This window comes from Sphingomonas sp. Leaf357 (genome assembly GCF_001423845.1).
GTDB lineage: Bacteria > Pseudomonadota > Alphaproteobacteria > Sphingomonadales > Sphingomonadaceae > Sphingomonas.
Genome location: NZ_LMPM01000001.1, coordinates 663,517 through 690,076, shown reverse-complemented (window position 1 = coordinate 690,076; position 26,560 = coordinate 663,517). Strand labels below are relative to the sequence as shown.

25 protein-coding genes are annotated in these 26,560 nt (G+C 62.8%); 15 read left to right on the top strand and 10 right to left on the bottom strand.

The annotated features are described in order from the left end of the window. Positions 1-12: 12 nt before the first annotated feature. From rfbG to ASG11_RS03290, 3 genes are read right to left on the bottom strand one after another with little or no spacing between them, the layout of a single operon-like run. On the bottom strand, positions 13-1,086 hold the full coding sequence (gene rfbG / locus ASG11_RS03300; RefSeq protein ID WP_236697362.1) for a CDP-glucose 4,6-dehydratase: 1,074 nt from the start codon (positions 1,084-1,086) through the stop codon (positions 13-15). Next, positions 1,083-1,853, bottom strand: coding sequence for a glucose-1-phosphate cytidylyltransferase (gene rfbF / locus ASG11_RS03295; protein ID WP_055775145.1), 771 nt, complete (start codon positions 1,851-1,853; stop codon positions 1,083-1,085). The genes rfbG and rfbF overlap by 4 nt, the downstream gene beginning before the upstream one ends. 11 nt (positions 1,854-1,864) lie before the next feature. Beyond that, positions 1,865-2,854, bottom strand: a complete 990-nt coding sequence (locus tag ASG11_RS03290; protein WP_055775142.1) for an FAD-binding oxidoreductase — start codon at positions 2,852-2,854, stop codon at positions 1,865-1,867. 775 nt (positions 2,855-3,629) lie between these two features. On the opposite strand from ASG11_RS03290, the gene ASG11_RS03285 reads away from it, so the two are divergent. The 10 genes from ASG11_RS03285 to ASG11_RS18950 are packed head-to-tail and all read left to right on the top strand — an operon-like array spanning position 3,630 to position 15,454. Further along, the gene (locus ASG11_RS03285; protein ID WP_082472771.1) at positions 3,630-4,433 is read left to right on the top strand and encodes an aldolase/citrate lyase family protein; all 804 of its coding nucleotides are present in this window, start codon (positions 3,630-3,632) and stop codon (positions 4,431-4,433) included. A gap of 4 nt (positions 4,434-4,437) precedes the next feature. Then, positions 4,438-6,294, top strand: a complete 1,857-nt coding sequence (locus ASG11_RS03280; RefSeq protein WP_201781259.1) for a thiamine pyrophosphate-binding protein — start codon at positions 4,438-4,440, stop codon at positions 6,292-6,294. Then, positions 6,276-6,947, top strand: coding sequence for an HAD family hydrolase (locus ASG11_RS03275; protein ID WP_055775134.1), 672 nt, complete (start codon positions 6,276-6,278; stop codon positions 6,945-6,947). The genes ASG11_RS03280 and ASG11_RS03275 overlap by 19 nt, the downstream gene beginning before the upstream one ends. Beyond that, positions 6,940-7,899, top strand: a complete 960-nt coding sequence (locus tag ASG11_RS03270) for an NAD-dependent epimerase/dehydratase family protein (protein ID WP_082472562.1) — start codon at positions 6,940-6,942, stop codon at positions 7,897-7,899. The genes ASG11_RS03275 and ASG11_RS03270 overlap by 8 nt, the downstream gene beginning before the upstream one ends. Positions 7,900-7,942: 43 nt before the next feature. Continuing rightward, a complete protein-coding gene (locus ASG11_RS03265; RefSeq protein ID WP_082472561.1) occupies positions 7,943-9,988 on the top strand; it encodes an SLBB domain-containing protein in 2,046 nt (681 codons plus the stop codon). Next, entirely contained in the window at positions 9,985-11,076 is a 1,092-nt protein-coding gene (locus ASG11_RS03260) for a hypothetical protein (protein WP_055775125.1), read from the top strand. Before ASG11_RS03265 ends, ASG11_RS03260 begins: the two co-directional genes overlap by 4 nt. After that, positions 11,073-12,017 (top strand): glycosyltransferase family 2 protein, encoded by a 945-nt coding sequence (locus ASG11_RS03255; RefSeq protein ID WP_082472770.1) that lies wholly within the window; start codon positions 11,073-11,075, stop codon positions 12,015-12,017. Before ASG11_RS03260 ends, ASG11_RS03255 begins: the two co-directional genes overlap by 4 nt. 7 nt (positions 12,018-12,024) lie before the next feature. Continuing rightward, the gene (locus tag ASG11_RS03250; protein ID WP_055775119.1) at positions 12,025-12,402 is read left to right on the top strand and encodes a GtrA family protein; all 378 of its coding nucleotides are present in this window, start codon (positions 12,025-12,027) and stop codon (positions 12,400-12,402) included. A gap of 47 nt (positions 12,403-12,449) precedes the next feature. Next, positions 12,450-13,796 carry a hypothetical protein gene (locus ASG11_RS03245; protein ID WP_055775116.1) on the top strand — a complete coding sequence of 449 codons (1,347 nt, stop codon included), beginning with the start codon at positions 12,450-12,452 and terminating at the stop codon, positions 13,794-13,796. After that, positions 13,793-15,454, top strand: coding sequence for a hypothetical protein (locus tag ASG11_RS18950; RefSeq protein ID WP_168371687.1), 1,662 nt, complete (start codon positions 13,793-13,795; stop codon positions 15,452-15,454). The genes ASG11_RS03245 and ASG11_RS18950 overlap by 4 nt, the downstream gene beginning before the upstream one ends. Positions 15,455-15,515: 61 nt before the next feature. Here the strand turns inward: ASG11_RS18950 and ASG11_RS18945 are convergent, their stop codons facing one another. Beyond that, on the bottom strand, positions 15,516-15,677 hold the full coding sequence (locus tag ASG11_RS18945; RefSeq protein ID WP_168371686.1) for a hypothetical protein: 162 nt from the start codon (positions 15,675-15,677) through the stop codon (positions 15,516-15,518). 67 nt (positions 15,678-15,744) lie between these two features. Here ASG11_RS18945 and ASG11_RS03235 point away from each other — a divergent pair, with 67 nt between their 5' ends. After that, positions 15,745-17,127, top strand: a complete 1,383-nt coding sequence (locus ASG11_RS03235; RefSeq protein ID WP_236697361.1) for an ArnT family glycosyltransferase — start codon at positions 15,745-15,747, stop codon at positions 17,125-17,127. Between the two features lie 308 nt (positions 17,128-17,435). Here ASG11_RS03235 and ASG11_RS03230 read toward each other — a convergent pair whose 3' ends face one another. After that, a complete protein-coding gene (locus ASG11_RS03230; RefSeq protein ID WP_055775107.1) occupies positions 17,436-18,008 on the bottom strand; it encodes a TlpA family protein disulfide reductase in 573 nt (190 codons plus the stop codon). Between the two features lie 16 nt (positions 18,009-18,024). Here ASG11_RS03230 and argH point away from each other — a divergent pair, with 16 nt between their 5' ends. The 4 genes from argH to ASG11_RS03210 are packed head-to-tail and all read left to right on the top strand — an operon-like array spanning position 18,025 to position 21,674. After that, positions 18,025-19,389, top strand: coding sequence for an argininosuccinate lyase (gene argH, locus ASG11_RS03225; protein ID WP_082472769.1), 1,365 nt, complete (start codon positions 18,025-18,027; stop codon positions 19,387-19,389). Between the two features lie 2 nt (positions 19,390-19,391). Continuing rightward, positions 19,392-19,637 carry a hypothetical protein gene (locus tag ASG11_RS03220; RefSeq protein WP_055775104.1) on the top strand — a complete coding sequence of 82 codons (246 nt, stop codon included), beginning with the start codon at positions 19,392-19,394 and terminating at the stop codon, positions 19,635-19,637. Beyond that, entirely contained in the window at positions 19,637-20,899 is a 1,263-nt protein-coding gene (lysA, locus tag ASG11_RS03215; RefSeq protein ID WP_055775101.1) for a diaminopimelate decarboxylase, read from the top strand. The genes ASG11_RS03220 and lysA overlap by 1 nt, the downstream gene beginning before the upstream one ends. A 10-nt stretch (positions 20,900-20,909) precedes the next feature. Continuing rightward, on the top strand, positions 20,910-21,674 hold the full coding sequence (locus ASG11_RS03210) for a precorrin-2 dehydrogenase/sirohydrochlorin ferrochelatase family protein (RefSeq protein ID WP_201781258.1): 765 nt from the start codon (positions 20,910-20,912) through the stop codon (positions 21,672-21,674). Positions 21,675-21,831: 157 nt separating this feature from the next. On the opposite strand, the gene ASG11_RS03205 is transcribed toward ASG11_RS03210, so the two are convergent. The 5 genes from ASG11_RS03205 to fliR all read right to left on the bottom strand — a co-directional run bounded on the left by ASG11_RS03205 (position 21,832) and on the right by fliR (position 26,485). Then, positions 21,832-22,407 (bottom strand): response regulator, encoded by a 576-nt coding sequence (locus ASG11_RS03205; RefSeq protein WP_055775098.1) that lies wholly within the window; start codon positions 22,405-22,407, stop codon positions 21,832-21,834. Positions 22,408-22,698: 291 nt separating this feature from the next. Beyond that, positions 22,699-23,097 carry a flagellar export chaperone FliS gene (locus tag ASG11_RS03200; RefSeq protein ID WP_055775095.1) on the bottom strand — a complete coding sequence of 133 codons (399 nt, stop codon included), beginning with the start codon at positions 23,095-23,097 and terminating at the stop codon, positions 22,699-22,701. After that, on the bottom strand, positions 23,094-24,530 hold the full coding sequence (gene fliD / locus ASG11_RS03195) for a flagellar filament capping protein FliD (RefSeq protein ID WP_055775092.1): 1,437 nt from the start codon (positions 24,528-24,530) through the stop codon (positions 23,094-23,096). The genes ASG11_RS03200 and fliD overlap by 4 nt, the downstream gene beginning before the upstream one ends. Before the next feature lie 51 nt (positions 24,531-24,581). Next, the gene (gene flhB, locus ASG11_RS03190) at positions 24,582-25,709 is read right to left on the bottom strand and encodes a flagellar type III secretion system protein FlhB (protein ID WP_055775089.1); all 1,128 of its coding nucleotides are present in this window, start codon (positions 25,707-25,709) and stop codon (positions 24,582-24,584) included. Further along, the gene (gene fliR / locus ASG11_RS03185; RefSeq protein WP_201781257.1) at positions 25,709-26,485 is read right to left on the bottom strand and encodes a flagellar biosynthetic protein FliR; all 777 of its coding nucleotides are present in this window, start codon (positions 26,483-26,485) and stop codon (positions 25,709-25,711) included. The genes flhB and fliR overlap by 1 nt, the downstream gene beginning before the upstream one ends. Positions 26,486-26,560: the final 75 nt, after the last annotated feature.

Below are 26,560 nucleotides of genomic sequence, written 5' to 3'. Positions count from 1 at the left end.
CCTATATATCAATTAGTCGATGTGAGCACCCACGAAGCGCTCCAACTCTGCATTGCAATGATGATGCATGTCGGCACCGGATAACCAAGCGCGATGCCATGCAACGATGCTGTCCAGCGCATCGGCCAGTGTCCAACGCGGCTGCCATCCCAAACCGCTACGAGCCTTGGAAATGTCAAGTTTGAGATAGCGGGCTTCATGAGGCTGAACACCTTCGTCACGCGTCCAGCCGGCACCGTCGCCCCAAAGCTCGCACAGCCGTTCGACGATCCATTGAACGGGGCGTGCATCGTCGTCGCGCGGGCCGAAGTTCCACGCTTCGGCTGCTGCCGCCGGAGCGTTGCAGAGCGCTTGAGCGAGAACGAGATAACCCGATACGGGTTCCAACACATGCTGCCATGGCCGGATGGCCAGCGGATTGCGGATCGGCACGGGCTGCCCATCGGCGACGCTGCGCAGGATATCCGGAATCAGGCGATCAGCCGCCCAATCGCCACCGCCGATCACATTTCCCGCGCGTCCCGAGGCGACTGCCGTTGTGCTGCCTTGGAAGAACGAGCTGCGATAAGCGGAAACGACGAGCTCGGCGCAGCCCTTGGAATTGCTATATGGGTCATAACCGCCCATCGCTTCCTCTTCGCGATACCCCCACACCCATTCGCGATTCTCGTAGCATTTGTCGGTAGTCACGACACATACAGCCCGTACCTGCGGGGCCTTGCGCACGGCCTCGAGGAGATGGACGGTGCCCATGACATTGGTGGCATAGGTTCCAACCGGATCATCATAGGAAGCACGCACCAGCGGCTGCGCAGCCATATGCAACACGATCTCAGGGGCGGCACCGACCAGCGCCTGTTCCAACACGTCGCGGTCTCGGATGTCACCGATGATCGACGTCATGCCTGCCGCGACGTTTGCCACATCGAACAATGCCGGGCTGGTCGGCGGTGCCAAGGCGAAACCGGTCACCTGCGCGCCCATCTTCTGCAACCACAGCGACGTCCAGCTTCCTTTGAAGCCGGTGTGTCCAGTTATGAAAACCCGCTTGCCGGCCCAGAAATCAGGATCGACGGACGCCGTCACCACACGCACCAAGGGGCCTTGCCGCTTTCCCACAGGCTGTTGAGCATCTGCTTCTCGCGCAGGGTATCCATCGGTTGCCAGAAGCCGTGATGCTCGTAAGCCATCAATTCGCCCTCCTGCGCTAGATTGCGCAGCGGTTCCTGTTCCCACAAAGTTTCATCGCCCTCGATATAGTCGAGCACTTTGGGGCTGAGGACGAAAAAGCCGCCATTGATCATGCCCCCGTCGCCTTGTGGCTTTTCCAGGAAATTCTCGACGCGGCCATCCTCAATGTTCAGCGCGCCGAAGCGCCCCGGCGGATAGGTGGCCGTCAACGTCGCCGCCTTGCCATGGGCTTTGTGGAACACGATCGATGCGGTGATGTCGATGTCGCCGACCCCGTCGCCGTAGGTGAAGAAGAAGAATTCTTCGTCCTTCACATAATCCGCGACACGCTTCAGCCGACCGCCGGTCTGGGACTCGTCGCCGGTATCGATCAACGTCACCTTCCACGGCTCGGCGCGCTTCTCGTGTACGATCATCTCGTTTTCACGCATGTCGAACGTAACGTCCGACATATGCAGAAAATAATTCGCGAAATATTCCTTGATGATATAGCCTTTATACCCACAGCAGATCACGAAGTCGGTGACGCCGTGGGCGGCATAGATTTTCATGATGTGCCACAGGATCGGCCGCCCGCCGACCTCTATCATGGGTTTGGGCCGGAGGCTTGTTTCTTCAGCGAAACGCGTGCCGAGCCCGCCGGCCAGGATGACTGCCTTCATGCGATGTGACCTCAGTTCGAACTTACGAATGCGTCGGAGAAAAAGCGCTGCTGCGGTAGACCGAGACTGAGCATCTCTGCCCGCGCGGATGCGATCATCGCGTTGGAACCGCAGGCATACACGATTGTGTCGCCGGGATCGAACCCGCGATGGAGCGCGGCGTGCTGTACATACCCCCGCTGGCCGTTCCAAGCGGAATCCGTCCCCGACAGCAGGTGATGAAAGCCGATATCGAGCCCCAGTTCTACCGGATCCCAGCAGAAATTGTCGGCTTGGCGGTTGCCCCAGAACACGTCCAGGCGATGCCGAGCCGCCCGTTGGGGATCCGCTGCCAGTTCTTCGAGTAGCGCCTTGACCGGTGCGATGCCGGTGCCGGTGGCCAGGAACAGGATGTTGGTCGGCCCGTCGTCGCGCAGGAAGAAGGTGCCGAATGGCCCCTCGATCCGCAACAGATCGCCGGGCTTAGCGTGCTCGAACCAGTAGCCACTCAGTGCGCCGCCCCGATAGCGCTTGATGATCAGCTCCAGCATCCCATCCTTGCGCGGCGCGTTTGCAAGAGAATAACTACGTCGCACACCTTCGGCGATCACATCGATATACTGCCCGGCAAGGAAACGCATTGACGAAGATGGCGGGGTCTTCAACACCACCTTGACGATTTCAGGCGCCACGCGTTCGATTGCCACAATCCTGCTAGGCATTGTCTTGATCGCGATATCGGAAAGCCGGTCCAGCGGCTCAACATCAAGCATGATGTCGCTGATCGCGGCGCGACAACAAGTGAGGATCAGGCCTTGGGCCGCTTCCGCCGCACTGAGACTCTCGTCCTCGGATCGGAGGATCGTCGTCTCGCCCATCGTCAACGGCGCCTTGCAGATTCCGCAACGTCCGGTGCGACAGCTATACTCAAGCGTTATGCCGTTCGCACGCGCGGAATCCAAAATGGATGTTGCCGAATCCGCCGCAAAAGTGCGGCCATTATTTAATGTTACGGAGGACATGCGACGCCGCTGATAATTATTTATCGCTCGTAGTCCAGCGCTTTGAAGGACATGGAGATAAATGTCGACAATGGACCGATGCCCCGATAATGCGCCTCGCCTTGCCATGCAGGCAAGTTGCACACCTCAACTCGGCAGGCGCGTTAACAGCGCATTCCGGGCTGCGGGCCGGGGACGTTGTGATGAGTTGTTACGGCGAATTTACGATCTGGTCCTCGGCATCGACCACCGGCCGAATGCCCGTTTATGATGGCCATTTCGCCCCATATCCAACTCAGCCCGTATAGCACACCACTGAGCGTTAATGCCCGCTATCGTCGTCTCTACACCTCAACGGGGAAGCTGCGCGATTTCCATGGCCAAGGCGCTCGCCCAGCGGTTCGGCCGCGGCGAAACCGCATGGCGGCCGCGGTTCATAATCAAGGCCGAGGGATTGACATAGATGGAAAAAATTGAACAAGAGGCCTGCTACTTCGAGCGATCAACGACTGGCTCGACATTGTTCGCGTTGGGAGAATTACGTTGGTGAAGTCGTTGAACTCGACCTCCGCCTTGCGCCGAAGCATTCACGATGCGGCCACGGAACGGCCTTGCCGGGATATCTGGGCGACTTTGCTTGACAAATCGTCAGACCCTCACGGCGACTGGTAAGACCACGACAGCGCGTCAGCGGTTGCTTCGAAAATTCACGCTGTCTCGGCTCGGACCTTAATAAAGGCTCCGCCCTATTTTCATCTGTTTTCTTATATTTCGATATAATTCTTTGGAGATTGACGTGAATAAGTACGAAAAAAGGATGTTGGCAATCCTCGAAGAAGGAAAGGCCAACCATAAAATTCTTGCAGTGAAAGCAGAATTCGAAGCGGAGGGCACCCGCGTCGACGAATTGCTTCGTCTGCTGGAAATTGCGCGGCGCGCAGGCGTTAAGGTTGCCATCAAGATCGGCGGGTGCGAAGCCGTACGCGATCTGATCGAATGCCGCATTTACGGCGCCGATTACATCATCGCTCCGATGATCGAGACGCCCTATGCGTTGACCAAGTATATTGCCGCCAAGGACAAAGTCTATCCGCGGGATGAGCAGGACGAGGTCAGCTTCCTTTTCAACGTCGAAACCCGTGAGACTTTCGATCATCTTGAGGCGATGGCAAAGGTCGCCAAGGAAGGGCGTGTTGGCATGGTCTTCGGCCGGGTCGATTTCGCCGGCTCTATGGGCCACGAACGCGACTTCGTGAACTCGGATGAAATGCGCGGCTATGTGAAGCGCGTCGGCGAGGTATGCCGCGACAACGATTTCGAATTGGTCGTCGGCGGCGGAGTCAGCCCTGATTCGATCCCTTTGCTTTCCAGCATCCTGTCGGCCCGCCTCGATCGCTTCGAAACGCGAAAGGTGATTTTTGATGCGACGGTGGTGCAGGATCCGGCGGCCGCGCGCGCGGGCATGGAACTCGCCATCGAGTTCGAACTGCTGTGGCTCAAGAACAAGCGCGATTATTATCAGACGATTGCATCGGAAGACGCGCCTCGGATCGCCATGATGGAAAAGCGCCAGCAGGGCGCGATGAAGGTTGCGGCCTGACACCATGACCAAAATGCGCGTTGCCGATCTCATTGCCCACCTGCTCGTGAAACATGGCGTCACCGACATCTTCATGCTGACCGGCGGGGGGGCGATGCACCTCAACGACGCGCTTGGGCGCGCGACCGAACTGCACAAAGTGTTTGTCCACCACGAGCAGGCCGCGTCGATCGCGGCGGAAAGCTACGCGCGGCTATCCAATCGTCCGGCGGCGGTGAACGTCACCACCGGTCCGGGCGGGGTGAATGCGCTTAACGGCGTCTACGGCGCCTATGTGGATTCGATCCCCATGATCGTCGTGTCGGGTCAGGTGAAACGGGAAACCTGCGCGTTCAATTATCCGCTGGCGTTGCGTCAGCTCGGCGACCAGGAAGTCGATATCGTCGCGATGGTGCGCGGCATCACAAAATACGCCGTGGTGCTGGACGATCCCAAGGATGCGCGTCGTGTGGTCGAGAAGGCTATCCATCTTTGCCGCCGCGGGCGCCCGGGGCCGGTGTGGATTGACGTACCGATCGACGTACAGGCGGCGCCGGTTGATTTCGACGAGTTGGAGGCATTCGACCCAGCCAGCTTGGACCGCGAGGATGAAGCCGCCAATACGGCTGCCGAACTCGGCGCACTCACTGGCGACACGCTAGACCGTGAAGTGTCCGAACTGCTGGCCGAACTCTGCGCGGCGGAGCGCCCAGTCGTCATGGTCGGCGCGGGCGTGCGCCTTTCGAACCAGCATGCGGCGTTTTTGCGCTTTGTCGAACGGTTCGGTATCCCCGTGGTGACCGGATGGAACGCGCACGATGCGATTCCGAACACCAATCCGCTTTATGTCGGTCGGCCCGGTAGCGTCGGCGATCGCGGCGGCAATTTCGCGGTGCAGACCGCGGATTACGTGCTGGTTTTGGGATCGCGCCTCAACATCCGCCAGATCAGCTACAATTGGAAAAGCTTCGCCCGTAACGCGCGGATCGCCATGGTTGATATCGACCGGACCGAATTGGACAAGCCGACGCTATCGCTGCACCGGCCGATCCACACCGACCTTGCCGATTTCTTCGCGGCGGCCGAGCGTGCTGAAACGCCGACAAACAACCAAGTCGAGGCTCGCGCGGCGTTCCTCAAGCGCAGCGTCGACCGCGCGGCGCTTTACCCTGTCGTTCTGCCGGAATATCGGACGACCGAAGGACCCATCAATCCTTATGTGTTCGGAGAGGCGCTGTTTGCCGAACTCGAAGAGGGAGATATCGTGGTGAGTGGCGACGGCACGGCCTGCGTCACCATTTTCCAGACCGCCGACCTCAAGCCCGGCCAACGACTCTACACGAATTCGGGCTGCGCCTCGATGGGTTATGATCTGCCGGCCGCGATCGGTGCCTATCATGCCGGGGGCGGACGGCGTATCATCTGCCTCGCCGGCGATGGGAGCATCATGATGAATTTGCAGGAGTTGCAGACCATCGTTGGGGGCAATTTGCCCGTGAAGATCTTTGTGCTGAATAATGACGGCTATCACTCGATCCGACAGTCGCAACAAAACCACTTCCCTGACAATATCGTCGGCTGCGGACCAGACAGTGGGCTGACATTTCCCGATTTCACACGGCTTGCCGGCGGTTTCGGGTTGAATGCTTCGCGGGTCGGCACGCACGCAGAGTTGTCGGCTGCGATCCGCGCGACGTTGGATTCGGATGGCCCGCAATTGTGCGAAGTCATGATCGACAAGCGTCAGGAATTCGCGCCCAAGCTCAGCTCGCGCAAATTGGACGACGGCACGATGGTGTCGCCGACGCTCGAAGATCTCTCGCCGTTTCTCTCGCGTGAAGAACTTGCCGAGGCGATGGCTCCATGCCCCGTCGCGAGTTGATCCGCCATGTGATATTCGATCTGGACGGCACACTCATCGACAGCTGTGCTGTCTGCGTCGACATCCTTTCGGAAATTCTGGTCGAACGCCGCAGCGACCATGCCATCGATCCGATCGCCGCGCGTGTTTATATGAGCCGCGGCGGTTTGGACATGGTGGCCGGATTGCTTGGGCCAGCGTGCGGCGACCCTGTCGCGGATCTGGCCGATTTTCGCGCGCGATATCAGATCCGTCACACGCCGATAGAAACCGTGTTTCCAGGCGTCGCGGACGGGCTGCAGCGGATGCGGGATGCGGGCTTCGTTCTTTCGATCTGCTCGAACAAGCCCCAGATATTGTGTGAAAAAGTTCTTGAAGATACCGGTCTGGCGGATCATTTCGCGGTCATCGTCGGCACCCAAACCGGTCTGCGGCCCAAACCGGCACCCGACCTACTGAAAGCAGTTCTCGACAAGCTCGGAGCCTCGGCTCAGGAATGCGTATTCGTCGGAGACAGCGAACTCGACCATGAGGTTGCCCGGGCTGAAGCCATTCCCTTCCATTTCCTGTCGTACGGCTATGCGGCTCGGGATTGGGTGCCGGAAGCGTGCACGACGTTCGATTGTTTCCAGGCCCTGACCGACCTGATCGTTGCGCAGCGCGTCCATGCTTGAACCCGCGGTTGCAGAGGCGTTGATACACAACGATCGCCACATAGCTATCACTGGTGCCAGCGGATGGATCGGACGCGCTACGCTCGACCTGCTGATGCGGACCTTGGGAGATGCGTTCGACGCTCGCGTGAGTTGCTACGGCTCGAAGCCCCGAACGATCGAGCTTGGCGACGGGCGCCGTGTCGCACAGCGCGAGCTGAAGGATCTGGGCAAACTGGAGGCCGCCCGCGTCTGGGTATTGCACTTCGCATTTCAGACCAAGGACCGCGCCGAAGCGATGACCGAAGAGGCCTATCGCCAATCCAATCTGGCCATTGGCGATACCGTCTTGACCGCCCTCGACCGGATCGATGTCGAAGCCGCGTTTGTCGCCTCTTCCGGTGCCGCCACCAAGGCCGAGGATTTGACAGCGAGCCCGGCGATGCGGCTTTATGGTGCAATGAAGCGCGACGAAGAATCGCGGTTTGCGGCTTGGGCCGAACGACACGGACGACGCGCTGTGATCGGGCGAATCTTCAACATCACCGGACCATATATCAACAAGCACGACTCTTACGCGATCGCGAACTTCATCCGGGATGCACGCGCCGACAGGCCGATCGCCGTGAATGCCCCGCGCGAAGTCATCCGCGGTTATGTGGCGATTCGCGAACTCTTGTCGCTCGTATTCGCGCTTTTGGGGGAAAAACGCGACGGCATCGTTCGCTTCGACAGCGGCGGCCAGCCCTTGGAGTTGTACGACGTCGCTTGCATCGTCGCCGATTCGCTGGGCGGCGGGCCGGTAAAGCGTGCGGCATTAACGGACCCGGTGCCGGATCGCTATGTCGGCGACGGCGCAGCGTATGACAGGTTGCTGGGCGACCATGGCATACAATCCGTCCCCCTTGATCGACAGGTGCTCGAAACGGCCCCTTTCATCGATGGGACGAAGCTAACCCCTCAGATACGCTAAACGCTGGCTCCGCGTGCTGACCAAGCTATAGAACGGCGAAACCATGCGCTACAGAAACGCCAAGGGACATACCAATCTCATGACTTTGACCGCCCCGACCGTTTCCGACGCAGAGTCCAACGGCTCGCTAGCGCGACGTGTTGTTCATTTCGTCACCACCGCATCTGCGCTTGCGATGGTTGTGGTCGCAGTTCCGGTTGCGGCGCAAACGATCAGCTCCGGCAACATACCGACCGGATCGCCCCTCGACCCGAACAATATGGGCCAGAACCAGTCTCAGAATGGTAACAATCAGGGGCAGAATCAGAATCAGAACCAGAGTGCCACCAACAACAATCAATCGACGATCTATGAGCCGATCTCCGTGGATCGGTCGTCCAACAACACCCAAGACACTACCAACACGAATACGTCTACCAACGGCCCTCGCGTCGGCGATAATGGGCTGCTGGATCTCGAAAGCCTGAGATTGCGTCAGCCGGCAAAGCCCGGTGAGTTCGAGACTTGGGCGAAGCAGGTCACGGGGCGCGACCTCAAGCGCTTCGGTGCCGACCTCCTCCTCCCCGGCGGGCGCGACTTTGCCATGCCCGCCACGTCTACGATCCCGCCGGATTATGCGCTCAACATCGGCGATACTGTTTCAATCGCGTTGACCGGATCGGTCGAAGGCAGCGTCGACACGCAAATTGATCGCGACGGTAACATCTTTTTGCCCAATGTGGGCACGGTCCCACTGGTGGGCGTGCGTTATCGCGACGTCCGGGATCGCATCGCATCCGCTGTCGGCCGCAAATATCGCGGCTATGAGGTTTCAGTCTCGATCAAGAGCTTGCGGGGCGTTCGGGTTTACGTGACCGGCTTCGCCAATCATCCGGGCGCCTATTCGGTGAACAGCCTGTCGACGCTGGTCAATGCCGTCCTGCAAGCCGGCGGCCCTTCGGCAGGCGGCAGCTTTCGGTCGGTCAAGCTGTATCGCAACGGTCGTGAAGTAGCTGATTTCGACCTGTATGACCTGCTGCGTCGGGGCAATCGCTCGCACGACCCATTGTTGGAAAACGAGGACGTTCTATTCATCCCGGCTCTCGGCAAGCAGGTTGCGGTGATCGGCAGCGTCAACGAGGAAGCGATCTACGAAACCAAGCAGGGCGAAACCCTGTCAGACATGCTTGCGAATGCCGGCGGCCCAACCAACGTCGCCGATCCGTCGCGTGTCATTCTCTATCGATTGAGCGACCAGGATACGGTCGGCAGCCGACAGATCGATCGCATGGCTGCAGCAGGTGAGACGGCGCAAGGCGGCGATATCCTGCAGATCCTGCCGCAGGGAACGCTTGCGCGACCGTTGGAAAGACAACAGGCGATCGTTCGCGTGGAAGGGGAAGTGAACAAGCCCGGCAATTATTACGTACCGCCCAATACTCCGTTGGAACAAGTCGTTCAGATGGCCGGAGGACTGACGCCCCGCGCTTATGTTTACGGCACGCGCTTCTCGCGGGAATCGGTTCGTGCGCAGCAGCGCCGGAGCTTCCTCGAGGCTGTGGACCAGATGGAATTGTCGCTTGCAGCGGCGCCGCTCAACGGCGACCGCTTGATCGACGCAGGCGAACGCCAATCCCAATTGACCGCTGCGCGAGCGTTCCTCGATCAGCTTCGTCGCAAGGAGCCGGATGGTCGGCTGGTGATCGATCTCGCACCGGCGGACCAGGCTTTGCCGGGCACCTTGCTGCTGGAAAACAATGATCGGATCGTGATCCCGCCGCGCGTGGCGACGGTCGGCGTGTTCGGTGCCGTCTATCGTCCAGCGTCATTCTTGTTGGACGCGGACAAGCCTCGCAAAGTGAAGGATTATCTTGAACAAGCCGGCGGGCCGATCCGCGGCGGCGATCGTGGCGCGATCTTCGTGGTGCGCGCAAACGGGTCGGTTTTAACGAAGCGCCGTGGCGCGCTCAGCGCCCGTGTTCTGCCAGGCGATGCGATCTTCGTGCCCGTACGTACGCAATCGTCGTCGCTGCTTGCGAAGATCCGTGACATCTCGCAGATTGTCTTCCAGTTCGGCTTCGCCGCCGCAGCGCTCGCGGCGGTCCAATGACGAGGCCACCACGTTCCATCATCGGCACGGTCGCGCGACTGCCGATCGTCCGCCACAGCTGGATGCGGCGATTGCTGCTTGCGATCGCTGTTCTGATCTGCGGTATCCTTACCCTATTCCCTCAGGAATATCGTGCGGCGGTTAGCCTGACGCCGACCGATCCGGCCAGCCTGGGTCTTAGCAGCACGCTGGGCCAATTGGGCGCGGTGGGCAACGTCTTCGGAAATCAGGCAGCGGTCGAAGTCAGTTTAAAGGTGGCGCGCAGCGAATATGTCCGTTCGCTCGTGGTCAAGCAGCTGGATTTGGAAAAGACGCTACAAAAGTCGATGGTCGAGACCCATCGCTGGCTCGATCGCGAAGTTGACATACGCGCGTTGCGCGGCGGCATCATCCAGTTCGAAACCGAACAACGCGATCCCGAGTTCGGGCGGCGCATCGTTGCCGCTTACGGGCAGGCCGTGCGTGAACAGCTGGCGATCGTGGCCCGCAGCCAAACCATCCAGAAACGTGATATCCTCGTCCAACTGGTAGATAATGCGAGCGAACGGCTGTCCCGGGCACAGGTCGCCTATGACAGCTTCCGTCTGCAGACCCGGTACAGTAGCCCGCAAGCCGCAATCTATGCCGCCGGCGATCGCATTCCTGAATTGGAGGCGATCATCCGTTCGAAGGAGGTTCAGCTGAGCGCCATGCGTCAGTTCGCAACCGACGATAATATTCGCGTGCGACAGGTTCGCGCCGAGATCGGGTCGTTGCAATCCCAACTGGCCGAGGCCCGTTCGACGTCGCCGTCCAAGACCAGTTCGGTCGGCGGAGTGGTCCGCCAATCGACCCAGGTTGATAAGCTGCGCCGTGAACTGGATGTCGCACAGAGCCTGTACGACAACTACAAGCGTTACCTTCAGGGCACTTCGGTCGAGGACCTGACGTCCAGCGCCAATATCCGAATTCTTGAACCGCCGTTTGTGGATACGGCGCGTCAGTTCAATACGCTGCCGTTGGCGATCGGCATCGTCATTCTGCTTCTCGGCCTGGCCATTGAATTCTACTCCATCCGCCCGCCTCTGGAGGTATGGGAGGGGCGATGAACGGTCTTCAACGCCCCGACGTGTCAGTCGTCATTCCGTGTTACAACGAAGAAGAAAATGCCGCGGCGATCTGCGCCGCGGTGATTGCCGCGATCGAGCCACTCGGAGTCGATTACGACATCATTTTCATCGATAATCATTCCTCAGATCGCACGGTCGAAATCATTCGCGCGATCTGTGCGGAAAATCACCGCGTGCGTTTGATCGTGAACACGCGCAACTTCGGCCAGATGCGATCTCCGACCCACGGGATATATCAGGCGCGCGGTCGAGCCGTGATCGGCATGTGCGCGGATTTTCAGGACCCGCCTACGCTGTTGCCGCAGTTTATTGCACGGTGGCGCGCTGGTGCCGACATCGTGCTTGCCGTTCGTCAGGAGGAGAGCAACGGCGTCGTTCTGCGCGCGATGCGGGCGCTATCGTACCGGCTGGCGCGTAATTTTGGGGATTATCCGATCGTTCCAGGGGCGACCGGGTTCGGACTTTATGATTCCCGCGTAGTGCGCGCGACCCGGGCGCTGTCGGAACCGGAGCCGTTTTTCCGAGGCATGCTGGTCGAGACCGGATACAAACTCGAAACGATCCCCTTTCATCGCCCGCTTCGCGCCGGGGGCAAATCGAAGAACAATTTCACCGCGCTCTTTGATTTCGCTATGTCGACTTTGGCGGGATCTTCCAAGAAACTGCTGCGCATTCCGATCTATATCGGAGCGTTCGGCGCCGCGATGACGCTGGTGATGCTGTTCGGCGGAATGCTCGCTTTCTTTTTTGATCGACCGATTGCCGGCTGGCTTATCGCTGCGGTGATTCAGGCCGAACTTGCGCTTTTGTTCGGATTTCTTGGACTTCTCGGTGATAATATCCGAATAATCTCGGAACGTACGCGTGGCACGCCACTTGTGTTGGAACACGAGCGGGTCAATTTCCCGACGGATTATTAGCGTGCGGATGTCCCGCGAGCGACTGATCGAATTGTGGCGCTATTACCAGGCGGGCATTGCCAACACCGCTTTCGGTCTGGGCATGTATGCGCTGTTGGTGTGGCTGGGTCTCAATATGTATGCCGCGCAACTTGTTGCGCACACGCTCGGCGTGGCGTTCAACTATCTGACGTATAGCCGGCATGTCTTTCGCGATGCCGATCCGGCGAAATTGCGTTTCTTGCTGTCCTATGCCGTAAATTATCTCGTCGGCTTGGCTACACTTGCAGCAATTGCACAATTTATCGTGTCGCCATACCTGGCCGGGCTATTGGCGGCCGGTATCGTGTCGATCGTCAATTATTTCGCGCTGAAGCATCTCGTCTTTATGGGCAAGGCGGCGTGACAAGCGGGGCCGCGCAATCGCGACGTGGACACTGGCTCGAGCATGTCATGGGGCTTGCCGTAGCGGCCCTGTTGGTCCGTGCGCTCTGGTGGCTGTACGCATACGGCCAATTGCCGCAGCCGTTTTTCTATGAACCCAGCGACAGCTTTATGGACTGGTTCAACACCGCATATTGGGCACATGACAAAGGCGCCTACGACAGTTGGCGCACGATTTATCCTCCTTTGTCCTTCGTGGTGATCCGACTGCTGGGAAAAGCAGGCTGCTATGTCGGCGCCGAGGGGCTTCCGGCACGGGATTGTGACTGGGTCGGCCTGGTGGCACTGCATGCCATCTTCGTCCTCAACATCGTGTTGATCGCGATGTCGTATCTCAAGATCGATCGGCGCACCGCGCTGCCGCGTTCGTTCGCGTTGGCCACCGGCATGCCGATGATGTTCGCTCTGGAGCGTGGCAACATCCTGCTGCTCTGTTTCACGGCGATGCTTCTCGCCTATGGCCCGTTGCTGCGGTCCACGCGACTGCGCTGGATGTTCGCCGGGGCCGCGGTAAATTTCAAAGTCTATCTTATCGCTGCGATTGCTGCCCAAGCGCTCAAACGTCGATGGTTGTGGGTGGAAGGTGCATTGCTGTCGACCGTCATCATATACTTGTTGAGCTATGGTATATTGGGCGCAGGCACGCCGCGGGAGATCGTGACCAACATCACCGATTATTCCAGCGGTTTCATCGCGTCGCAGGTGCTCGATATCTGGTACTCTGTTACCTATCAGCCGCTGATTTCCCTGTTGCAGGGCGAGACCTTCCCGACGACGGCCGTGATCGGATCGCGTACGGTGGAGATCGGATTGGTAGTCGTGCCGCTGCTCACGCTCTTCGGTCAAGTGTCGGTAATCGTGGGGGTGATAGCGACATGGCTGAGGCCCGAGGTCGTTCCGGCCTATCGCGTGGCCTTCTTCGGCACCGTGTTGGCGCTCATCAGTTCGGAAGCGGGCGGCTATACCGAGACGATGGTCATCCTGTTCGTATTCATGGAACCGTGGCGTGGCATCGGTCGGCCGCTTGCCATCCTATGCTGTTACATTCTCTGTCTGCCCGGTGACATCGCGATCGGTTACATTCCCCCGATCATTCGAGACAGCTTCCTGGTCGGTCACTCCGTCGAGGTCCAGTTCAGCATTGGGCTCGGCATGTTCTTGCGTCCGGGCCTGATGATCCTGATCGCCATTTTTCTGTCGGCGACCACGGTACGGGACGTCTGGGTCGACATCAGAGCCCAAGGCTGGAAAAATCGTTGGCGCTATCGACGTGACTGGCCGCTGCTGCCGGGCATTCAACGTCCGATACCCGTGAGCGCGACGAGCGAAGCAGCACTCTCGCGACACAGCGGGTGACGGGCCCCCGCATATCTCGACGCGCCTTCCTCCCGGCATCGGCGGCCATTCTCGGCGCGCCTGCGCTCGCCGTTCCGGCATCCCTGGGCGACACCCCGGCAGCAAGTCTCATCCTTCAACCCGGCATCCATCGTGTCACGAGCAATATGACGATCAAGGGCGACCTACAGGTTCAGCCCGGTGCAACGATCGATATCGCTTCGGGTCGAACGCTGACCTTGCTTGGGGGCTTGCTCGCTCCCATCGCATCGATCTTCACTGGAGGTGGAACGGTAGACCTCAATCGCAGCCGGATCGCCTGTGCGCATCCCGAATGGTGGGGTGCAGTGCCCGGCGACGCAGCCAGCGATAGCCTGCCCGCGCTCCGCGCCTGTCTGCGCGCTCATCCGGCGCTGCGGTTGCTTGCGGCCGATTACTACATCTCCGACACCTTCGTGGTGGATCGCCCATTTTGCTGCATCGAGGGGAGCGGTTTTCGGGGAACCGGGCCGCGTCAGGGCACCCGGATCATCGTGACCAGCGGCACGGCGGATGTAATGCGGGCGGGGCCTGCCGCCGCGCCGGCCATGGTAAACGATTTCTGTCAGAACGTGTCCATACGGTCGATCGCTCTGAACCGCTCTCTGCCGGTCGATGTGGCGGGTGCCAGGCTACCGGCCGGTCTGCGTGCTCAGTTTCTGCTATTCGCCGATTTTCAGCAGGTAAGCGCATTCGAGCATGGCGTTGGTTTTGCCATATGCGGGCTCGTCCGCAGCACGTTGAACGATTGCGTGGCCTTTCGATCGCTACCGGGTCGACAGACCATGCAGCGCTATCACGGCTTCCTGCTCGATGGATCCCGCGACATCGGGCTGGCTGGCGGCAACGCCTCGCTGTTCATGCGGAATTGCAATGCCACGATTGGCGGCACCCCGGCCGTCGCGGATGCTATCGGCCTTTTGCTCGAAGGCGCTTTCGCCGATACCTTCGTGACTGATTTCGAAACCGCAGGCGTGGCAACCGGTATCCGGATCGACGGCCAGAGCGCGGCGATCGGAGCCCGTGCGCGGCATGGGCACATCAATCTCCACATTCACATGCCCATCATCGATCAATGTGGTCAGGTCGGTATCGATGTCCTTGACGTGGCACCCCAGGGTTTGATCGACATCAGCGATCCGTACGTCGCGGTTGCCCCTGGCGCCGAAGCCGCCTTGCGGTTCCGGCAGATGCGTGGCGCTGCGAGCGTCACTGGCGGACAGCTTGCCGGCACGATGAACACGAATGCTCGCGGCCAAGCCATCGGTGTCGCGGCGATCGCCAGTCGCGGTCTGCAGGTAAGTGGCCTCAAGATCCTGGAACATGCGAGGCCTGGGGCATTTGCCCAATGCAGCGGATTTCGACTGGAGTTGACGATCGGCAATCCGGACTCGCGCGTTGGCGGGAGCGGCGTGATGCTGCGCGATTGCGACCACGGGACGGTCAAGATTTCTCTGTCCGGGCAAGAAAATGCTTTTGCGAGCGGCATTGCCCTCGTCGGGAGCGCCAAGGGTCTGCACATCAACACTATCGGCATAGATGCCGCAACGATCGGTGGTTCGGCAAATCGCGTAACGCTGGGCGGCCGGTCGCTGCCGGTCCCTTCGCGCACCACAGACCTGATCGTAGAAGGCCTTTAATGCCATCGTTCGGACCGGACCGGCGGGGCTGGATGTTGCTCGCCATAATGTGCGTCGCATTCTATCTGCGGATCGCCACGATCCGCTTCGGTTTGCCGGCGATGAACGACCCGGACGAATTGATCTTCGAAATGGGTGCGCTGCGCATGCTGCGCAGCCACACGCTGAATCCCGGCTGGTTCGGCCACCCCGCCACCACGACGATGTATTTGCTCGCCGTCATCGATGCAGCGGTGTTCGCGTTCGCGCTTGTGACCGGGCGTGCCGAATCGGCGCGGCAGTTCGGGACGATGGTCTATGCCGATCCCAGTTGGATCATTCTTCCCGGTCGGGTGGCGATGATATTGTTTGCCCTGGCCACGATCTGGTTGACCTGGTCGCTGGCGAACCGGTTTTTCGGGCCCCGGGCGGGGATCGCGGCCGCAGCGTTGCTGGCGATCAATCCGGTGCACGTCACATGGTCGCAAATCATCCGCTCGGACATGATGGCCTGTACTTTCATGCTGCTTTGCCTGCGGTCGTGTGCAGCAATCGCCGAAGGCGGGAAATGGCGCGACTATCGATTTGCGGCATTGTGGCTAGGGTTGGCGATCGCAACGAAATGGCCATTCGCCCTGGCCAGCCTGGCGATCGGATCGGCGACCATTTTCGCGGTGCGAACCGGGGCGCTGCCCCCCCGCGCTGCCCTGCTCCGCCTGGCGGGATCGGCCGCGGGCGCGATCATCATACTCTTCGTCGTCTCACCTTATCTTCTGCTCGACCATGCCACGGCGATGAAGAATATTCAGGGGGAGGGTCAATCCTATCATCTGGGCGCAAATGGCGGGAGCGTCTTGTACAACCTGTTCTGGTATCTGGACGGTCCGTTACACGCGGGGTTCGGCCTGTTGGGCTTGTGCTTGGTCGCCTTCGGCGCGATCCAACTCCATCGCCATCGCCAAGCGATGGCCGTCCTGATGCCGGTCGCCATCGCCTTCGTGATCCTGTTCTGTGTACAACGGCTTGTCTGGGAGCGTTGGGCACTACCGCTCATGCCGATCGGCGCGATCGTCGCAGCTTGGGGTTTGATCCGGCTGGGTGGGATGTGGCCGCGGCAGATTCGGGCAAATTGGGTTCGATGGGCGCCGACGGCAGTCCTTCTCGCCGCCCTGGTCCCGCTCGGCGCACGTTCCCTGGCGGACGGCCGCGCGCGCATGAACGATACGCGGCAATTGGCATCCGCTTGGGCATTGAAGAACATTCCGCCCGGCAGCCGGGTGTTGATCGAACATAACGCCTTCGATCTGATCGGGCAGCCCTGGCATGTGCTGTTCCCGATGGGAAATGCGGGCTGTGTCGATGTGGTCGCGCTGATCCACGGGCGCGCGAATTATGCCGTGATCGAGATGGCCCGCGGCGGGCGATCCAATCTCGACTATGGCACCTTGCCCCCGGCACGCCGCGCAGATTGTCGGCTCGATTTCGCGATCCTCAGCCAAGCGGATCGGTATCGCCAGGAAAGTGGCCTGTTTCCCAACGAAGACGCTGCCTACCGCGCGCTGATTGCCGAAAGATCGGCTGGGATGACCTTCACCCCGGTGCCGGGGCGCGTCGGTGGACCAGTCGTCACGATCGTGGACCTTCGTGAGAGACGCAGTTCCCTCGTGACGCCGCCGATTGACGCCGCGAAATAGGAACAGGCTGGATCGTACCGGTGCTTGGGTGACGTCTTTGGCCGACCGGGTCGCGTGCCGGTCCAACACTGACGAAAAGCCGTTTTAGGGAATGGGGATACGAGTTCCCCATGAGGCGACGGCCGAAGCATCGTGTCCACCATCATCCCGGACGCATCATGTTCATTCCAACATCGCCTGCCCTTGCCGCCCGACCGGCTCTACCGCTGGTTGCCGCTTCCCCGCCGCCGATCGTGGAACGCCCGGCAGCGCCTGAACTCACGCCCAACCACCTGAAACTCGGCGGGATCTGCCAAAACAGCGCTACCCTATTTCGCTTCCGCCAGCAGGTCGGTCGCCGCCTGCGATGCCCAGTCCATGCCGCCGGTCGTGCGCCACACTTCCCTGCCGGCCGAATCGTACAGGATGCTGGTCGGCAGGCTGGCCTGGTAGGTCGTGCTCAGCGCCACCTGGGGGTCGAGATAGGGCTTGATGTTCTTGAGGCCGGCTTTGGCCAGATAGGGCGTCACCTTCGCCGCGCCCTCCAGGTCCTGGCTGACCGCGATCACCGTCATCCGCGCGGCGACCGTGTCGAGCGTCGGCATTTCCTTGATGCACGGCGCGCACCACGTCGCCCACAGATTGACCAGCACCGGCTTGCCCTTGAACGCGGCGATCGTCGTCGTCTTGCCGTCGGGCGCGGTGAAGCCGATGGCGGGCGGCGCCTCGCCCCTGTGGCTGCGGTCAAGCGTGCCGGTGGCGGGCTTCTCGATCGGCGCGGCGGCGATGTTGTCCACCGGGGCGGCGGCCTCGGCTTGAGTGTTGGCGGAGTCTTGCCTATCGCACGCGGCGAGTGAGCCGAGCATCAGCAGGAGCGGTACGATCGTCGATCGGAAAGACATGAACGCATCCAATGCGATGTGGGGCGGCCGGTTCGCGGAAGGGCCCGCGGCGGTGATGCGCGAGATAAATGCCTCGATCCCGTTCGACAAGCGCCTGTGGCGGCAGGACGTCGCCGGATCGCAGGCGCACGTGAAGATGCTGGGCGCGGCCGGCATCGTCTCGGTCGAGGATGCGGCGGCGATCTCGGCCGGCCTGGCGCAGGTCGCGGCCGATTACGAAGCGAACGGCGTGGCCGAGGATCTGACGCTCGAAGACATCCACATGCAGACCGAGGCGAAGCTTGGCGCGCTGATCGGCCCGGTCGCCGGACGCCTGCACACCGCGCGCAGCCGCAACGATCAGGTCGCGACCGATTTCCGCCTGTGGGTGCGCGACGCGATCGATCAGGTCGACGGTGCCTTGGCCGCGTTCCAGCAGGCGCTGCTCGTCCGCGCGGACGAGCATGCCGACAGCGTGATGCCCGGCTTCACGCATCTGCAGAGCGCGCAGCCGGTGACCTTGGGCCATCACCTGATGGCCTATTACGAGATGATTGCGCGCGACCGGAGCCGCTTCCACGACGCGCGCGCGCGCGCCAATCTCTGCCCGCTCGGCTCGGCCGCGCTCGCCGGCACCGGCTTCCCGATCGATCGCGAGGCCACGGCGCGCACACTCGGCTTCGACGGTCCGACGCGCAACTCGCTCGACGGCGTCAGCGACCGCGATTTCGCGATCGAATATCTCACCGCCGCCGTGCAATGCGCGCTGCATCTCAGCCGGCTGGCCGAGGAATTCATCCTCTGGGCGTCGCAGCCGTTCGGTTTTGTGTCGCTGAGCGACCAATGGTCGACCGGCAGCTCGATCATGCCTCAGAAGCGCAATCCCGACGCGGCCGAGCTGGTGCGCGGGCATTCGGGGCGCATTCTCGGCTGCATGACCGGGCTGATGGTGACGATGAAGGGCCTGCCGCTCGCCTATTCGAAGGACATGCAGGACGATAAGCCGCCGGTGTTCGAGGCGCACGATCTGCTCGGCCTGTCGATCGCGGCGATGACCGGCATGGTCGAAAGCGCGACCTTCCGCACCGTGCGCATGCGGCAGGCGGCGGAGGCTGGCTTCTCCACCGCGACCGACCTCGCCGACTGGTTGGTCCGCGTCGCCGACATCCCCTTCCGCGAAGCCCATCACATCACCGGCAGCGCGGTGAAGCGCGCCGAGGATCTGGGCGTCGCGCTCGACCGGGTGCCGCTCGCCGACCTGCAAGCAATCGATGCGCGAATCGACGAACGTGTCTATGGCGTGCTCAGCGTCGATGCGTCGGTCGCCAGCCGGACCAGTTTCGGCGGCACCGCGCCGGCGCGGGTGCGTGCGGCGATCGCGGCCGCGCGAAACGGAGCGTGACGATGAAAGTTCTGCCCTTCCTTGCCGCGGCCGCGCCGCTCGCGCTCGCCGCGTGCGGTGCCTCGACCGGCCTGTCGCCGGCCAAGGGCGACAAGCTGCCCGTCGCCCCGTACGGTGCCACCGCCACGCCGACGCCGAACCAGCTGCTTACGCCGAGCAGCCAGGCACGGCCGCAGCGCAGCGACGAACTGCTGACCCAGTCGCAGGAACGCCGCAGCGACGAATTCGATCTGCCGCCGGGGCGGTGATGGACCAGTTTCAGAACCTGAACGGCACGCTGCATTGCGAGCAGGTCGATCTGCCGACCATCGCCCATGCCGTCGGCACGCCGGTGTACGTCTATTCCACCGATATGCTGCGCCGCCACGCGCGGATGTTTCGCGACGGATTGAAGCCGGCTGGCCGCATCCACCTGGCCTTCGCGATCAAGGCCAATCCCAACCTCGCCGTGCTGCGCGTGCTGGCGCAGGAAGGCTATGGCGCCGACGTGGTGTCGGGCGGCGAGATGCGCCGCGCCTTGGCCGCGGGCATGCCCGCCGCCGACATCGTCTTTTCTGGCGTGGGCAAGACGCGCGCGGAACTCTCCGCCGCGCTCGATGCCGGGATCGGCCAGTTCAACCTGGAGCTGGAGGAGGAAGGCGAAGTCCTCGCCGCGATGGCGCATGCGCGCGGCCTGCGCGCGCCGGCCACGTTGCGCGTCAATCCGGACGTCGATGCCGGCACGCACGCCAAGATCTCCACCGGGCGCAAGGAGAACAAGTTCGGCGTGTCGATCGATCAGGCGGTCGAGATGTATGGCCGGCTGGCCGAGCTGGACGGCCTGTCGCTGCGCGGCATCGCGATCCATATCGGCAGCCAGCTGCTCGATCTGGCACCGCTGGAAGCGGCCTATGAACGGATCGGCGAGCTGATCGCCGAATTGCGCAAGTTCGGCCATTTCATCAGCCGCGTCGATCTCGGCGGGGGGCTCGGCGTGCGCTACAAGGAAGGCGATGTCCCGCCGAGCGCCGCCGATTATGGCGCGATGGTCGCACGGGTGACGAAGGATTGGGACGTCGAACTGATGTTCGAACCCGGCCGGGTGCTCACCGCCAATGCCGGGGTGCTGCTCACCGAAGTGATCTGGGTGAAGCCCGGCGCGATCAATCCGTACGTCATCGTCGATGCGGCGATGAACGATCTCACCCGGCCGGCGATGTACGATGCGTGGCACGATTTCGAGGCGGTGACGCCCGGTGGTGGGCGGCTGACGGCGAACATCGCCGGCCCGGTCTGCGAATCCGGCGACACCTTCGCGATGGGCCGCGATATCGATCTGGTGTCGTCGGGCGATCTCGCCGTGTTCCGCTCGGCCGGAGCGTACGGCGCGACGATGGCGAGCATGTACAACAGCCGCGCGATGGTGCCGGAAGTGCTGGTCGATGGCGAACGGTTCGCGGTGGTCGCCGACCGGATCGAGCCGGAAATGACCCTTGCCGCCGAGCGCCTGCCGGAGTGGCTGAAGGCGTGAGGCTGCCCAATTGACCCTGCACAGCCTGCCGCTGTTCGTGAGGCTGGCGGGGCGCGGGGTGATCCTGCTGGGCGAGGGCGAGCCGGCGGATGCCAAGCGCCGCCTGCTGGAACGCGCCGGCGCGGTGATCGGCGACGAGGGCGCGGACGCACAACTCGCGATCGTCGCGATCGACGACGAGATACAGGCGCTCGAGGCGATCGCGCGGCTGAAGGAGCGGGGCGTGCTGGTCAACGCGGTGGACCGGCCCGACCTGTGCGATTTCACCCTGCCGGCGATCGTCGATCGCGATCCGGTCCTGGTCGCGATCGGTACCGGCGGCGCATCCGCCGGTCTGGCCGCCGCGCTCAGGCAGCGGCTGGAAACGCTTTTGCCCGCCGCGCTGGGCGGTCTCGCGCAAGGGTTGTTCGAGGCCCGCGCCGCGATCCGCGAGCGTTACCCGAACGCCACCGATCGCCGCCGCGCGCTCGGCGCTGCGATGCGCGCGGGCGGTGCGCTCGATCCGCTGAGCGAGGCGGCATCTGTTTCGACATGGCTGAACGCCCGAAGCGAGAATGCCGATTTACTGGTCGAGATCAGATTGACGACGGCCGATCCCGACGATCTCACCCTACGTCAGGCGCGGCTGCTCGGGCAGGCCGACCGGATCTATCATCGCGCAAATGCTCCCGGTGCGGTCCTGGATCGCGCGCGCGCCGATGCGGTGCGGATCGTGTGCGACGCGGCGCCGGCCGATACCGGCGCGGGCCTGTCGATCGACCTGGGCTTCGCGTAGAATTCTTTCGCGCGACATAAGGCGCTTCCCCGGCGCAGGCCGGGGTCCAGTCGCGAAGATGGACGTTACGACGCGCAACGCCAGATCATTCCTGTCTCCCGGCTGGACCCCGGTCTGCGCCGGCGAAGCGGTCAGCAAGAAAACAAGCGATCGACCCTCAGCCGCCCGAACCCAGCCGCTCCATCTGGTCGTTCAGCGCCTGGATCGAGGCGATCAGCCGTTGCCGGTCGGCGCGCGTTTCCGCGAGTTCCGCCTTGGCCTCGCCCAATTCCATCGCGCGCGTGGCGATGCGCGCATCGAGCGCCTGGTTGGCGCGCTTCAGTTCGGCGATGCGCCGCCCGCGAGACAATACGCGCTCGATCCGCGCGCCCAGCACGTCGAAATCGAACGGCTTGGCGACATGATCGTCGGCCCCGGCGGCCAGCGCCTGGACCGCGGCGGCCGGGTCGCTCCGCGCGGTCAGCATGATCACCGGCAGGTCGGCGGTGTCCAGCGATCCGCGAATCTCCTGCAGTACGCGCACGCCCGGCATCCCGGGCAGCGCCATGTCGAGCAACACGACATCGAAGCCGCGTCCGGCGATCAGCCCGAGCGCTTCCGGGCCGTTGTCGCTGAGGGCGGTGAGATAGCCGAGATGGCCGAGCCTGCGGCCGATCACGCCCAGATTGGTGCGATTGCCGTCGACCGCCAGCACGGTACGTGCGCGTTTGTCGGTGTTCCCGAAAAGCTCCATGATGCCTGCCACTCCCGATAGGATCGGTTCGGTCTAGGACCAATCAGGTCACGATTTGGTTAACGTCACGGCAACCATGTCCAGAGTCTGATCAAGAGCGCGCTTACGGACATGGAGTGGGCGACGCGATGGGAAGGAACCCAACCTTTCGTTACCCCGGACCTGTTCCGGGGTCCACCGCGCCGGTAACTCTGCGATCACATCACGGTTCGCTACAAAAGCCGCTCGGTGGACCCCGGCACAAGTCCGGGGTGACGGAGCGTGCAGGATGAGATGCCCCGTTGTCCTGCCTCACGCGGCGCGCATCGTCGCCCAGGCGGCGGCGATCTCCTCGAGGCTTGCGGCCACTTCGCGAAACGGCGTGGGATCGTGGCCGATGCTCGCCTCGACGATCTGTCGCCGCACGCCGCCATAGAGACGCGCGAGCGTGCCCGAAACCTCGCCGCCGGCCTCGAAATCCAGCCCCGTCTCCAGCGCGAACAGGATCGCGGTCGCGCGCGTGATCTTCTCGCTCTTCATGGCGAACTGGCGATTTTCCGTCGCCCATGCGGCGACGCGCAGCGCGCGGACCAGCTCGGTGTACAGCACCTGCACCAAAGCCGGCCCGTCCGCCTCGGCGGTGCGCCCGGCGATGTCGATCTGTCGATAAGTCGTTTCGGGATCGCGCCCGAGGGCCGTCGCGTACATCATGCCTTGCTGTTCCAGGCGTCGATCTGCTGGGTCAGGAAGGCCTGGGTCGATTTGTAGGCGGCCACGCGTGCGTCCATCGCGGCGAATTGCGCGGTCAGCCGGGTGGTCGCCTTCGTCTCGGCATCGCTCAGGTCGGACTGGTCGCTCGCCAGGTCGGACTGCGCCTTGCTGTAGCGGGTCGCGCTCGCGCCCAGACCGGTCTTGATGCTCACCGCCGCGTCTGAGATCGAGGTCAGCGCGCCCGACAGGCCGTTGCCCGACGCCCCCTTGCCGTCGGCGAACATCGCCTCGACCGCCTGGGGATATTTGGTGAGCATGGTGGAGAGCAGGTTCGAATCGACCGACAGCGATCCGTCGCGGTTGGTCTTCACCCCGATCTCGGCCAGCGTGGTGGGCGCGCCGGCGGCAGCGCCCGTGGTCAATTTGGTCAGCGTCAACTGGCGCATCTGGCGCTGCAGCCCGGTCGCCGCCGCATCGCTGCGCAGCGCGCCGGTCGCCGGATCGGTCTGCTCCTTGATCGCGGTGTTCAGTTGATTGAACGTCTCGACGAAGTCGTTCACCGCCTGGCTCAGCGCGGAGGTCGGGGCGGAGGTGCCGATCGTCACCGTCGTGCCGACCGAGGCGGAGACGAGATCCAGCTTCACGCCGGTGATCAGGTCGCTGACGCTGTTGGTGGAGCGCTTCAGCGCCGTGCCGTCGACCGCGACGATCGCGTCCCTGGCGGCCGATCCGATCGTCGTCGCGGTGGCATCCGGCCCGATGTTGAGCGCCGCGAGACCGGGCGCGGCGGGATCCTCGGTCGCGGTCAGCGTGAACGCCTGCGCCTCGCCGGTCGCGCCCTTGATGCTGAGGCGGGAGCCGGCCGAATCGGTCAGCACCGTGGCGGTCACCCCGGCACCGGCCGCGTTGATCGCGCGCGCGATCCCGTTCAGGCCGGAATTGCCGGTGGTGATCGGAATGGTGACCGGCGTGCCCGATCCGGCGGTGAAGCCGGTCATCGCGCCATCGCCGACGGTCGCCGTACCGAAGGTCAACGTGAAGCTGCCCTTGCCGACCGAGGCGATCGGGTCGGCGCGGGGCGTGCTCGTCGCGACCTGCGCGGCGGCGAGCTGGCGCACCTCGACGCTGGCGGACAGGCCGGACAGCTTGGCACCGGACAGCGCACTGACGTTCAGGATGCTGGAATTGGAGCTCGTCGGCGCGGTGGCGAGCGATCCGCCCTTGACCAAACTGTTCAGCGCGCTCGCGAAACTTGTGATCCCGCTCTTCAGCGTCGAGACGGCGGAGATCTGCTTGGTGATCGTCGCGCTCTGGTTGGTCAGCTGCGTGGTCTTGTTGGCGAACTGCGCATCGACCAGCGACGCGACCAGCGCGTTGATGTCCACCCCGGATCCGGCGCCGAGCGCGGTGGTGATCGAAGAGGTGGTCGTCATGCTCGGTCCCCGGGTAACTCATCTCCAGGAACGACCGAAAGCGCCGTTTCTTTAGGAATGTTTCACGCCGTTCTCGTCGAATTTCGCGCTTCCCGGCACCTCCACGACCGGGGCCGTCCCGCCGGCCTGGACATTGATGCCGAACACGAACGCCAGGATCGTCGCGATCGCGATGTACAGGTCGTCGCGGACCTCCTGGCCCTCCTTGCTGGTGTAATAGACGGCGCGCGCGATCGCCGGATATTCCAGCACCGGCACCTGATTCTCGGCGCCGATCTCGCGGATCGCCAGCGCCAGCACGCCGCGCCCCTTGGCCACCACCACCGGCACCTGATCGCGCCCGCGATCGTAGCGCAAGGCGACCGCGAAATGCGTCGGGTTGGTCAGGATCACATGCGCCTCGGCCACCGCCTTGCGCATGCCGCGTTTCAGCACCTGGTGCTGGCGCTGGCGGATCGCATGCTTGGCCTCGGGCGAGCCTTCGCTTTCCTTGTGTTCGTCGCGGATCGCCTGCTTGGTCATGCGCAATTTGGCGAGCAGCCGGACCAGCTGCACCGGCACGTCGATACCGGCGATGATCAGCAGCCCGGTCGCCATCGCGAACAGGATGCCCATCAACGTGCTGCCCAGCGCCCCTGTCGCGCTTTCGACGTCGGAGGAGACGAGCCCGATCGTCATGTGCGATGCGGAGATCAGCATGTACGTGCCGATCGATCCGAGCAGGATCACCTTGAGCAGGGATTTGCCCAGCTCGATCCAGCCCTGCGTGCCGAAGATGCGCTTCAGCCCCGACGCCGGGTTGATCCGCGCCGCCTTGGGCGCGAGCAATTTGCCGTTGAATCCGAGTGACCCGAGCCCCGCCTGGCTGAGCACCGCGGCGGCCAGCGTGATGACGAACAGCGAGATCATCGACGGTGCCAGCTTCCAGCCGGATTGCATCAGCGGGCGGAACGGTTCGAAATCCTCGACATCGCCGCGCCCGAACTGGAAGCTCGCCGTCATCACCGCCTTGCACCCGCCGACCAGCGACGGCCCGAACAGCGCCAGCCAGCCGCAGCCCGCCATGACAACCAGCGCGGTCGCGAATTCCTTGGAGCGCAGGACGTCGCCCTGCTCCGCCGCGTCGCGTTTGCGCTTGGGCGTAGGTGCTTCTGTCTTTTCGCCGAACTCCTCGGACATCAGAAGACCAGAGTCTGTACGGCGGCGAGACCTTCGCGGACGATGACCAGCATGAAATCGCCCATCACCGGGAACGCCATGGCCAGCGCGATCACGCCGACCGCGAGGCTCGCCGGCAGGCCGACCGCGAACAGGTTGAGCGCCGGTGCCGAGCGCGACAGCATGCCGACCACGAGGTTGAGGCACAGCAGCAGGAACCCGACCGGCAATGCGAGCAGCAGCCCGGCGGTGAACGTATACCCCCCGAAGAACGCGATGTTCTTCAGCTGCGCCGCGGTCAGCCAGGCGGCGCCCACCGGCAGCACGTCATAGCTCTTCACCACCATCTCGACCAAGACGAGGTGGCCGTTCACGGACAGGAACAGCAGCGTCAGCATGATCGAAAAGAACTGGCCGAGCGCCGGCGACGACCGCCCGTTCTGCGGATCGATCGCGTTGGCGAAGCCGATGCCCATCGAGATGCTGATCACTTCGCTCGCCAGCATCGGCGCGGCGAACGCGATCTGCAGGATGAAGCCCATCGTCAGCCCGACCAGCGCCTCGGACGCGACCGCGAGGAACGTCGAGAAGCCGAACACCTGCGCCGGCGGCACGATGCTGTGCGTGCCCAGCACCAGCACGCCGATCGCGCCCGACAGGGTCACGCGCACCATCACCGGCACCGACACCGCGCCGAACACGGGCGCGGCGACGAACGCCGCGCCGATCCGCACCATGACGAAGATCAGCGCCCACAATTGCGGCTCGATCGACAGGCCGAAGCCGAGCGTGTTCAAACTCCCTCTCCCCTCGGGAGAGGGAAGGAGCGCGAAGCGCGGGAGGGTGAGGGTGAGTGAAATGCGTCACCCTCA

Bases quoted from the DNA above. Each gene is read 5' to 3' on its own strand.
- rfbF (WP_055775145.1), bottom strand. From the start codon at position 1,853: ATGAAGGCAGTCATCCTGGCCGGCGGGCTCGGCACGCGTTTCGCTGAA.
- ASG11_RS03290 (WP_055775142.1), bottom strand. From the start codon at position 2,854: ATGTCCTCCGTAACATTAAATAATGGCCGCACTTTTGCGGCGGATTCG.
- ASG11_RS03280 (WP_201781259.1), top strand. From the start codon at position 4,438: ATGACCAAAATGCGCGTTGCCGATCTCATTGCCCACCTGCTCGTGAAA.
- ASG11_RS03275 (WP_055775134.1), top strand. From the start codon at position 6,276: ATGCCCCGTCGCGAGTTGATCCGCCATGTGATATTCGATCTGGACGGC.
- ASG11_RS03270 (WP_082472562.1), top strand. From the start codon at position 6,940: ATGCTTGAACCCGCGGTTGCAGAGGCGTTGATACACAACGATCGCCAC.
- ASG11_RS03265 (WP_082472561.1), top strand. From the start codon at position 7,943: ATGCGCTACAGAAACGCCAAGGGACATACCAATCTCATGACTTTGACC.
- ASG11_RS03260 (WP_055775125.1), top strand. From the start codon at position 9,985: ATGACGAGGCCACCACGTTCCATCATCGGCACGGTCGCGCGACTGCCG.
- ASG11_RS03255 (WP_082472770.1), top strand. From the start codon at position 11,073: ATGAACGGTCTTCAACGCCCCGACGTGTCAGTCGTCATTCCGTGTTAC.
- ASG11_RS03250 (WP_055775119.1), top strand. From the start codon at position 12,025: ATGTCCCGCGAGCGACTGATCGAATTGTGGCGCTATTACCAGGCGGGC.
- ASG11_RS03245 (WP_055775116.1), top strand. From the start codon at position 12,450: ATGGGGCTTGCCGTAGCGGCCCTGTTGGTCCGTGCGCTCTGGTGGCTG.
- ASG11_RS18945 (WP_168371686.1), bottom strand. From the start codon at position 15,677: ATGACGGCGAGCAAATACATCGTCGTGGTGGCGGGGTGGCCGAACCAG.
- ASG11_RS03235 (WP_236697361.1), top strand. From the start codon at position 15,745: ATGGTCTATGCCGATCCCAGTTGGATCATTCTTCCCGGTCGGGTGGCG.
- ASG11_RS03230 (WP_055775107.1), bottom strand. From the start codon at position 18,008: ATGTCTTTCCGATCGACGATCGTACCGCTCCTGCTGATGCTCGGCTCA.
- argH (WP_082472769.1), top strand. From the start codon at position 18,025: ATGTGGGGCGGCCGGTTCGCGGAAGGGCCCGCGGCGGTGATGCGCGAG.
- ASG11_RS03220 (WP_055775104.1), top strand. From the start codon at position 19,392: ATGAAAGTTCTGCCCTTCCTTGCCGCGGCCGCGCCGCTCGCGCTCGCC.
- lysA (WP_055775101.1), top strand. From the start codon at position 19,637: ATGGACCAGTTTCAGAACCTGAACGGCACGCTGCATTGCGAGCAGGTC.
- ASG11_RS03205 (WP_055775098.1), bottom strand. From the start codon at position 22,407: ATGGAGCTTTTCGGGAACACCGACAAACGCGCACGTACCGTGCTGGCG.
- ASG11_RS03200 (WP_055775095.1), bottom strand. From the start codon at position 23,097: ATGATGTACGCGACGGCCCTCGGGCGCGATCCCGAAACGACTTATCGA.
- fliD (WP_055775092.1), bottom strand. From the start codon at position 24,530: ATGACGACCACCTCTTCGATCACCACCGCGCTCGGCGCCGGATCCGGG.
- flhB (WP_055775089.1), bottom strand. From the start codon at position 25,709: ATGTCCGAGGAGTTCGGCGAAAAGACAGAAGCACCTACGCCCAAGCGC.